General features: G+C 54.3%; 7 protein-coding genes. 4 read left to right on the top strand and 3 right to left on the bottom strand.

From position 1 onward, the window contains the following. Positions 1–351: 351 nt before the first annotated feature. On the bottom strand, positions 352–1,323 hold the full coding sequence (locus tag ACFFIY_RS14270; RefSeq protein WP_354198805.1) for a nuclease-related domain-containing protein: 972 nt from the start codon (positions 1,321–1,323) through the stop codon (positions 352–354). Between the two features lie 771 nt (positions 1,324–2,094). On the opposite strand from ACFFIY_RS14270, the gene ACFFIY_RS14265 reads away from it, so the two are divergent. From ACFFIY_RS14265 to ACFFIY_RS14255, 3 genes are all read left to right on the top strand, one after another. Beyond that, positions 2,095–2,901 (top strand): alpha/beta fold hydrolase, encoded by an 807-nt coding sequence (locus ACFFIY_RS14265; protein ID WP_354199493.1) that lies wholly within the window; start codon positions 2,095–2,097, stop codon positions 2,899–2,901. Between the two features lie 30 nt (positions 2,902–2,931). Then, a complete protein-coding gene (locus tag ACFFIY_RS14260; protein ID WP_354199491.1) occupies positions 2,932–3,876 on the top strand; it encodes a GGDEF domain-containing protein in 945 nt (314 codons plus the stop codon). Positions 3,877–4,014: 138 nt separating this feature from the next. Beyond that, a complete protein-coding gene (locus tag ACFFIY_RS14255) occupies positions 4,015–5,388 on the top strand; it encodes a YecA family protein (protein WP_354199489.1) in 1,374 nt (457 codons plus the stop codon). A gap of 260 nt (positions 5,389–5,648) precedes the next feature. Here ACFFIY_RS14255 and ACFFIY_RS14250 read toward each other — a convergent pair whose 3' ends face one another. Further along, positions 5,649–6,641, bottom strand: coding sequence for a thermonuclease family protein (locus tag ACFFIY_RS14250; RefSeq protein WP_446680574.1), 993 nt, complete (start codon positions 6,639–6,641; stop codon positions 5,649–5,651). A 155-nt stretch (positions 6,642–6,796) separates the two neighbouring features. Then, positions 6,797–7,858 (bottom strand): DUF4236 domain-containing protein, encoded by a 1,062-nt coding sequence (locus ACFFIY_RS14245; RefSeq protein ID WP_354199485.1) that lies wholly within the window; start codon positions 7,856–7,858, stop codon positions 6,797–6,799. A 198-nt stretch (positions 7,859–8,056) separates the two neighbouring features. Here ACFFIY_RS14245 and ACFFIY_RS14240 point away from each other — a divergent pair, with 198 nt between their 5' ends. Then, positions 8,057–9,139 (top strand): S-layer homology domain-containing protein, encoded by a 1,083-nt coding sequence (locus ACFFIY_RS14240; RefSeq protein ID WP_354199483.1) that lies wholly within the window; start codon positions 8,057–8,059, stop codon positions 9,137–9,139. Positions 9,140–9,271 lie beyond the last annotated feature (132 nt).

Genomic DNA, 9,271 nt, shown 5'->3' with positions numbered 1-9,271 from the left:
GTAACCGGACATTCGTGAGGTCAATCCCGACATTCGGGAACCGTCTGGCGTTATCCCGACATTCGAGGTTGCTATCCCGACATTCGCGGGCGGTAACCGGACATTCGTGAGGTGAATCCCGACATTCGGTAACCGGCTGGCGTTATCTCGACATTCGAGGGTGTTATCCCGACATTCGCGGGCGGTAACCGGACATTCGGGCGGTCAATCCCGACATTCGGGAACCGTCTTGCGTTATCCCGACATTCGAGGGCGTTATCCCGACATTCGCGGGCGGTAACCGGACATTCGGGAACCGTCTGGCGCAATCCCGACGTTTGCGGCTGCTTCCCGGATATTCAATCACTTCATTCATTCAAGCAGCTGCAAGTACTCCATTTGATAAGCGCTTGAGGGGCCGTTGCCAATACGGGTGAGATTAAAAGGTTCCAAAATCCTGAGGGCCGTCCGTTCGTTGCATTTGAATAGTCGGCTGCACTCTGCTGTTGTGATTTGATTGCTCGTGGTAAGAAAACGGTCAAGCAATGTTTTCTTATATGGAGGTACATGGGACATGCGACAGTTTGGGCAGAACCAACTTCTGGAGGTGGGTTTATCCAAGGGGCACAAACACAATTCACACAAGGGCCGCCACTCCAAATGCTCCGGCTCAACACCGACATGGTGAGCATAGGGAAACGGGAGATAGGGCCGCTGTTGAAGCTGGATAGCGGTGGTCAAAGTTTTTAACAGTTCAGCCGACAATACGTGGGGTTGTTCAGCCATTCGACGGACGATCGAGCGCAGTTCCCTTAACCGGATGATATTCGAATTCCGCGAAATGGCCTCGATTGTCGGGTTTGCAGTCAATACAACCAGTCCGCCAGTCTTTACCCGGAAACCATTATTGGCCAACCACCAATCCATGTTGTCTTTTTGATCTTGAAGTTGTGCAAATGGGCAATCCATCGCCAAAAGGATGGTGCCATTCTCGTCGACTTTGTGCAGTTCTGAAGGCTTCGAATAAAATCTCAGTCGGCCTCCGATATTTTTGGACTCCAATAATAAGATTCCTGAGGGCATGATCAGAATGACGTCCACTTGAAAAAATGACCCGCCCGGAAGCGGCAGACTAATATCCCAAAACACTCTGCTTCCGCGTGGGAGTTGAATGGAATATAAGGCATCGAGCACTTTCTGTTCGCCGGCAATGCCGGATTTCCGGTTATAGAGCTGTTGCTCCAATTCCTGACGTTTTTCATGATTTCCACGAAATCTCTCAATGATGGATTCCAAGGCATCCACAATTAATAAGGCAGATGATTTAACCTTGACGGCTGCCACCCACTTTCATTTTCAACCACCATATCACGCAACATCTACATAGGAAAGAGCAGGAAAAACGAGGCCTTCGTTCTCTGATGCCAATTTTGGATTTTGATATCGGATTCGGTCTCATAATTGAAATTTGCCTGTTGATAAAAATAAAAATGATGCTTAAGGATCAGTGTGGATTTTTCGATTAATTAGCCTTTTGGCCTACTGTTGAATTTCTGGTAGAAGAGAAAACCGTCATTCGAGAGGGCTAACCGGACTTTCACCATCGCTATCCCGACATTCGCTGGCGTTATCGCGACATTCATGAATCATCCGTGGCTATCCCGACATTCGAGAGGGCTACCCCGCCATTCATCGCCGCTATCCCGACATTCGCTGGCGTTATCGCGACATTCATGAATCATCCGTGGCTATCCCGACATTCGAGAGGGCTACCCCGCCATTCATCGCCGCTATCCCGACATTCGCTGGTGTTATCGCGACATTCGCGAATCATCCGTGGCAATCCCGACATTCGAAAGGGTTAACCGGACATTCACGGCCGCTATCCCGACATTCGCCAGTGCTATCGCGACATTCGCGAATCACCCGTGGCAATCCCGACATTCGAGAGGGCTAACCGGACTTTCACCATCGCTATCCCGACATTCACCGGTGTTATCGCGACATTCGTGAATCATCCGTGGCAATCCCGACATTCACATCACCCACACCAAGAAGAATTGGTGATGGAAAGTGATTGGGGTATAGTAGAGAAAGATGAGGGGGGGCTGTGGGATGGATATTATAAAGCGGAATCACGTGACGATCCGGGGCGAGGGTGCACAGACGGTGGTGTTTGCGCACGGGCTCGGTTGTGATCAGACGGTTTGGAGCCGTGTGGCACCGGCGTTTGAAGGGGATTTTCGGACGGTGCTGTTTGATTATGTCGGGGCGGGGCAGAGTGACCGGTCGGCGTATTCGCCGGGTCGATATGGCTCGCTCGACGGCTATGCGAAAGATGTGGTGGACATTGCGGATTCGCTGGATCTGCGCGATGCCGTGTTTGTCGGGCACTCGGTGAGCGGCATGATCGGCGCCATTGCGTCGCTGGAGCGGCCAGACGCTTTTTCGAAACTCGTCATGATCGGGCCGTCGCCGCACTACTTGAATGAGCCGGACTATCCTGGCGGGTTTGACCGTGCCGATGTCGAGGAATTGCTGGACATGATGGAGATGAATTATTTGGAGTGGGCGAAGTATATGGCACCCGTTTCCATGCAGAATCCGGACAGGCCTTCGCTTACAGAGGAAATGGAAGAGCGGTTTGCCAACAACGACCCGGCGGTCATGCGGCAGTTCGCCGAAGTGACGTTCCTGTCGGATTGCCGGGATCTCCTGAAAGAAATCAAAGTCCCGACGCTCATTCTCCAGACACGTGATGACGCGGTCGTACCGCCGGAAGTCGGGCAGTTCATCCATACCCAGATTCCCGGAAGCGAATATAAACTGATGGACGCAAAAGGCCATAACCCGCATATCAGCGCACCGCAGGAGACGATTCGGGACCTCATGCAGTTCATCGGCAACTCAAACAGCCATTAAATGTTGAGCGAAAGGCAAGGTGTCGTTGAATTGGATTTGCAATTGGAACGGGCCCCGGTCGGCTACGTCGTGCTGGATCAAAACTGGCGCATCGACGAGGCGAACCGGGCATTGCTTGAAATGACGGGACGCGAAAAACTCCCCGTTCATATGAAGGAACTGCTGACGGTCTCCGGCTGGGTCTATTTCCAGACATATTTCGTTCCGGCGATTGAGCTGAAAGGACGCGTCAGTGAAATGGAAATATCGATGAAAGGGCCGGGCGGCAGGTTTCCGGCACTGCTCAGCGCGGTGGAATCGGACGGCCGGTATGAGTGCGCGATCATGGCGATGCCGGTCCGGGCCGAATACGAAACCGGGCTTCTGGAAGCGAAGCGGGAAGCGGTGCGCATTCAGCAGGAGACGGAAACGGCGAACGAACAGCTCATGAAACTGGTTGAAGAAATTGAGCGCAAACAATCGGAACTCATCGGACTGAACAAGCGGTTCCGCGAACTGGCTTCGACTGACCCGCTCACCGGCCTCGCCAACCGCCGGACATTCGAAGAAATGCTTCAAAAGCTGCTCGGACGAAGGAAAAAGGACGGAACGGCGGTGGCGCTCATCATGCTCGACATCGATCGGTTCAAGCTAGTCAATGATACATATGGACACGACACCGGTGATGAAGTGCTGAAAACGATCGGCCGCACATTACAGCGCGAAACGGACGGGGTTCTCGCGGCGCGTGTCGGGGGAGAGGAATTCTGTGTGCTGCTCAGCGGTGCAGTTGCGCATCTTCCGGGTGCGGCCCAATTCGCTGAGCAAGTCCGTTTGGCTGTGGAAAACTCGGATTCCGAAATTCCCGTCACCGTCTCGCTTGGTGTTGCGGAAGCGCAGGACGGCGATGACCCGGCAGATCTTTACAGGCGGGCGGACCGGATGCTTTATGAATCCAAACAGAACGGACGGAACCGCGTGACCGTCCAAAGATAAGAAACGAAGCGGGGCATCCGGCCGAGGATGGCCTGTTTGGCGTGAAAAAAGCCGGAGACGCAAACAGGACCTCAAGTGGCATTTCCGGATGATTTCCCTATATAATTGCAGGAAGAGATTAGCGGAAGGAGACGGCAGATGAACAGGGAACTGATATTGGATTATATTGCCGCCATGGCGAACCTGTACGGAATGGTGCCGTTCAAGAAAGTTGCGGACGTGTACAAGAAACAGACCGGGGAAGCGGTCGACTGGAAGGAAGTCCGGGACCTGGCAACGTCAGAGTCGGAGGAGTTGAAGCGCCGTTTGATTGAATTGTTCTCGGATTATGCGCTGGCGAAGCGGGCAGAAGATGAGGACTGGTTCAGCGAGCTTCTCTGGCGGCATGACCGAAAACACTATTTCGTGCCCGGACAGGAAGAGCTGCTCCGGTACACGAATCCCGATTATTTCGAACGCACGGAGCAGGCGGAGGCGGTGAAATCGGTTGCTGTGGAATCAGGATTGGATGAAAAAAAGTCGGAGGAACTGTTGCTGGCCGTCCGGGACGCGGCGAATCACCCGGGAGACCCGGAAACCAATTTGCTGAGCGCCGTTTTGCCTTTTCTGAGCGAATTGAAGGATCCGGACGGCATCGACAAGCTCCGTTTTTTAACGGCCGAACAATTCAATGCAACCCGCTGCTGGCCGCACCGGGGCAAAACGCCGGCTCAGGCGGGCGAAGCGATTCATTTGCCTCCGCCGCGCCCGGAGCTGGATGAAGACAAGCAGGAAGTCGTCGATTATATTTTGGCGCTCACTCACTTGTATGGAATGGTGCCGGCAGCAAAAGTGGCGGAGATTTTCAGCCGGCAGAACGAAAGGACGCTCAGTGAACAGGAAGTGCTGAGAACAGCGGAAGAGCCTGACGCCGTACAGTGGATCGACCGGGGCTTCATCCGTCTGGAAGGAAGCCGGTTCGTCCACGAAGATGTGAAAAGCCCTGCGGCGCTTACGCGTCAGCAGGCGGGGAAGCCGTATTTCGTGCCGGAGCGGGAAGAATTGCTCCAATATGCGGATGCCGATCATTATGAATACACGCCGGAGCTGAAAGCACTGGAATCGTATGCGGCCCGCCATCTGTTCAAGAACGAACCGGTCAAACTCCATAACTGGATCGACTATGCACAATACTTGGCGTCCACGGAAGAACTCCCGACCCGGGCTTTTTCGGCGCTGATGGACTACGGGGAAGTCGTGTTTGACAATGACGGTCAGATGAATACGGTCGTCCGTCTGTTTTTTGAGGTCATGAACAACACACGTCTCTGGCAAAACCTCGGCCACACGCCGAACGAACTCAGCGGCAGACGCCAGCCGGTCAATGTGCTGGCGGATGCCGGCCCAATTGGCGGAGCCAGATCAGCCCATGGAGAAAAACCACAGCCCGCCGCCTCAGAAAAAGTCGGACGCAACGACCCCTGCCCGTGCGGCAGCGGGAAGAAGTATAAAAAGTGCTGCGGGAAGAATTAATGCAGGAATAGTAAAAGACCGGCGGGGTCTGCCGGTCTTTTTTCCGTGTCCGATATCTAAAGGGGGAATCCGGAACTTTCATTTCCATGGATGACCAGGTCTGTCTGAAGACTTTTTGCGATTCTCGCCAGCGTGTGACCAGAGGGGCAATCGTCCATGTCAGTGATTCTGCTTTATGGAAATTTCAACCGATTATAGCGCGAATGCTATAGCCATGTGATGTGCAAACAACGGCCCCCTTGCAGCAAGGGGGCCGTTTGTCAGCGTTCGCACGCATAGTTGTCTTTGTCGCGGTCCATTTTTGGCTGATACGCAGGATGGCCGGCGGGCACGCCGTTCGGGTATTTCTTCCGAAGTTCGGTGCAGTTTTGGAACCATTCGGTCGTTCCGCCGTTGGAAGACGCGGCAGGTGCAGCCGGTGTGGCGGGTGCAGCCTGGCTTCCGGAAGACCTTGTGTTTCCGGCTGCCGCATTTCCGTTGCCTTGCGGAGCATTGGCATCGGGCTGGACGGCGCCGGCATCAAAGCCCGAGTCGGTCGCATAGTCTTCAATGGACCAGATGCCGATTTTCTTTGCTTTCGCCTCGGCTTCCGCTTTCTCATAGTCATCGAGATGGCGGGTGTTCGGCGGATACACGTAGGCGACGCGGGCGAGGCCTTCCCGGAGCAGGGTTTCTTCGACGCTTTTGCCGTCGACATACACATAGGCCAGAAGCCGCCCATATTTGTCGGTCCGGCTGCCGACGTCAAATTCGATCGACAGGTTGCCGCTGTTGATCAACTCCCGGTTGCGCTCTTTCGCCTGCTCGCCGAACGGTTGCTTGCCGAGCCGCGGGTGGCTCGTTTCCGGGGTGTCGATCAGGAGATAGCGGACACTTTCTTCCTGTCCGTTGTAACGGATTTTGATCGTGTCGCCGTCGACGGTTCTGACGAGCTGGACGGGGATCAAATCCGTCGTGCCGGGTGTCGCGGCGGGCGCATCGTCCGAAATTGATTTGTCCGCAGTGGAAGGGGGAGCGGTTGCCACAGGTTCTGCTTCTTCGGTTGCCGGATTTCCGGGCGCTTCTTTTGCCGGCTTTTCCGACTTTTGTTCTTCCGGTTGTTTTTCTATAGATGTTTCTGATTGCGGCTTTTCAGCAACGGTGTCCTGTTGCTCTTGATCAGCTTTCTGCGACTGGTCGGCTGCCGATTCGTCGCTGTTCCCGGCAATTGCGCTCACGCAGCCGCCGAGTGAAAGCAGCAGTCCGGCGGCCAGGAGGACCGGTGCGACTTTTGTTTTCGTCTTTAATTTCTTGTTGATCGTCCATTCCTTGAACCCCCAAAAAGCGATGGCCAGTCCGATGAACACGACAGGATATTTTATGACGAGTGCTAGTAAGATCAATGCAATGATGATGGTGATGCAGCCTGTCAACGCGCCAATTCCTCCACGGTCCTGAAGCCTTTGGTCTTCAGGTAGTTCATGTTGTGATCAAATGTCTCGATGGTATCCGAAGGGTCAAGCCAGGCGAAATCCAGTCCTTCCAGGTCTTCGCGACGGATCCGGACGGACAGGATGCAGCCGCGGATCGGCGGTTCATCTGCCTGGGAATCGTCATAGACGTTCACCAAGATCCGGTCGGTGGGAAGGACGGCGAACAGCTCGCGGGCGATCCGGATGACCGAACTGCACACATAGTCCTGATAAAGCAGGAGAAACCGCTTTTTCGCCATCGGCTTCACCGACAGCTTACCGGTCTGCGTGAGCGTCATGACGTCACGCGGCACTACACTCCCGTCTCCGATGAGCAGGGCAGCCTCAGGGATTCCGTTGTCCGGAATTTCTACATTTACCGTGCTGCCGAGCTGGCGAATGTCCTCGAATGGATCGAGCTCTTCAAGCGCCGACAGCCAGGCGGAACGGTCACCGGCAAGAATCTTCCGGGCGAGTTGCTCGGTTTTCTTTTGCTCCGCAAGTATTCGTTCATCTTCTGCGGCAGCTGTTTTGACGGCTTCCTCGAGCTGTGCGCGCCGTGCCTCCGCGCGGTTGAACAGCCGGTCACGCCAGGTCGGCCTGTATCCGGCCAGTTGCCGCTTCGCTTTTTGGACAGCCGGCCCGTCGGCTCCGGTCGGAAGTGCCGGTGCAGAAAGAAGCTCCCAGTCGACCGGATCGGCCGCTTCCTGATGAACCGATGTCAGCATGGCCACGCGGGCATTGTACTGATCGACCTGGCGGCTGTTGTCTGCGGAAGGCCGGGCGGGGGAGATTTGGGTTTGTTCATAGGCAACGCGCTGCGGCCGCTTTGTCCGCCCGCCGACTTTTGTGCGATAGGAAATACCGGTGCCCGGAATGCCGACGTTCGCATACGTTCCGCGCTTGCCGACGGTCACGCTGGCCCCTTTGCGCCCGACTGATACGCTGGCCCCGCGCTTGCCGACATTCAGCCGGACACCCGGGGCGATTTTGACCCGTTTTTGAAATCTGAAGCCCAAGTGGAATAGCCCCTCTCTTTCTCTGATTGAAAATTAATCCATTCTATTTATAGAGCCTTTTAAGAGAATTGTAAAGTGGTTGGCCGGTTTTTCGCGGGGATGATGGGGAATACAAGATTGATAGAGGGGATGAATGAAGAGGGTTTCTGCGAGCCGGTGAAGAAGAGGGGCATTAAGAAATGAACGAGGAGGATGAGAGTGAAACGTATTTCCAAGTCATTGGTCACTGTGACGGCAGCTTCATTATTAACATTTGGCACAGCGGCACCGGCGCTGGGCGAAGGCAGCCCGGAAGCGAGCTTGCAAGTCGCGGCCGCTCATTACAAGGACGTATCCAAATCCAGTTCCCATTACGGCAATATCCTTCGCGCAAAGGAACTGGGCCTCATGACCGGCTACGGGGACGGCACATTCAAGCCGAACCAGCAGCTGAACCGAGGAAACGTCGTGAAGGCGCTCGGAAAGTATGCCGTCAAGCAAAGCGGACTGTCTCTGGATCAGTATATGAAGACCTACAACATCGCACGTGTGGAAAATTTCAGCGATGTTCCAAACAATGCACCGGACCAGGAACTCGTAAAATACTCAAAAATTGTGAAGGATCTCGGCATTTTCACCGGCTCCGACAACAAGCTACTGGCCGGCAGAGCAATCACGCGCGACCAAATGGCGGAAGTGCTCGTCCGCACATTTGCCTTCCAAGACCTGAAGGGCAAGCCGGTTATCAAAGACACCGGCAAATCGGCCTACGCCAAATCGATTGAAATCCTATATGAGAACGGCATCACGGTCGCCAACCCATACCGGCCGCACGCCACGACAAGCCGGGCCCAGCTGGCGACATTCCTGGTGCGCTCGTACGACAAAGCGAGCGCAGAAAAATCCGTCATGCCGGCTGACTTCTATTTGAAACTGAGACAGGGGATCGTGCAGGGGGCAGCTGTGCAAATTGATTCGACTTTCTCAAAACTGAAAGCTAAGATGGGCGAACCTGAGCGGTCGGATGATTTTGAAGGTGGCCTAGTGCATCGTTATGGACAGTACGTCTACGGCGTTCCTTATGATGATCCGGCTGAGCCGATCACAACCGTCTCGTACAACTTTGGAACGCATGCCCCAACCAAAGAGGAAGTAATCAGGCATATGGGAGTGGGAGAAGAACCAGAGCCCGTGGATGGACAGCACTATTACTGGTACGGTTATGGGGAATACGAAATCTTCTTTGAAATGGAGGAAGACGGGAATAGGATGAGCTACCTAACAGTGAAATCGAACAGATAAATATCAGAGAAATATGATGAAAACCGTGTTGCCTTTACGCAACACGGTTCAGACTGTAGACAAAACGGACCCAAAAGAAATCTTTTGGGGTCGTTTTGTCATTTTAATGGATATTTCGCATGTTCTTGCCCA

This window comes from Bhargavaea ullalensis, from assembly GCF_042432615.1.
Classification (GTDB): Bacteria; Bacillota; Bacilli; order Bacillales_A; family Planococcaceae; genus Bhargavaea; species Bhargavaea ullalensis.
Note: the sequence above shows the minus strand (reverse complement) of the source record. Positions and strands in the feature narration are given on the sequence as shown.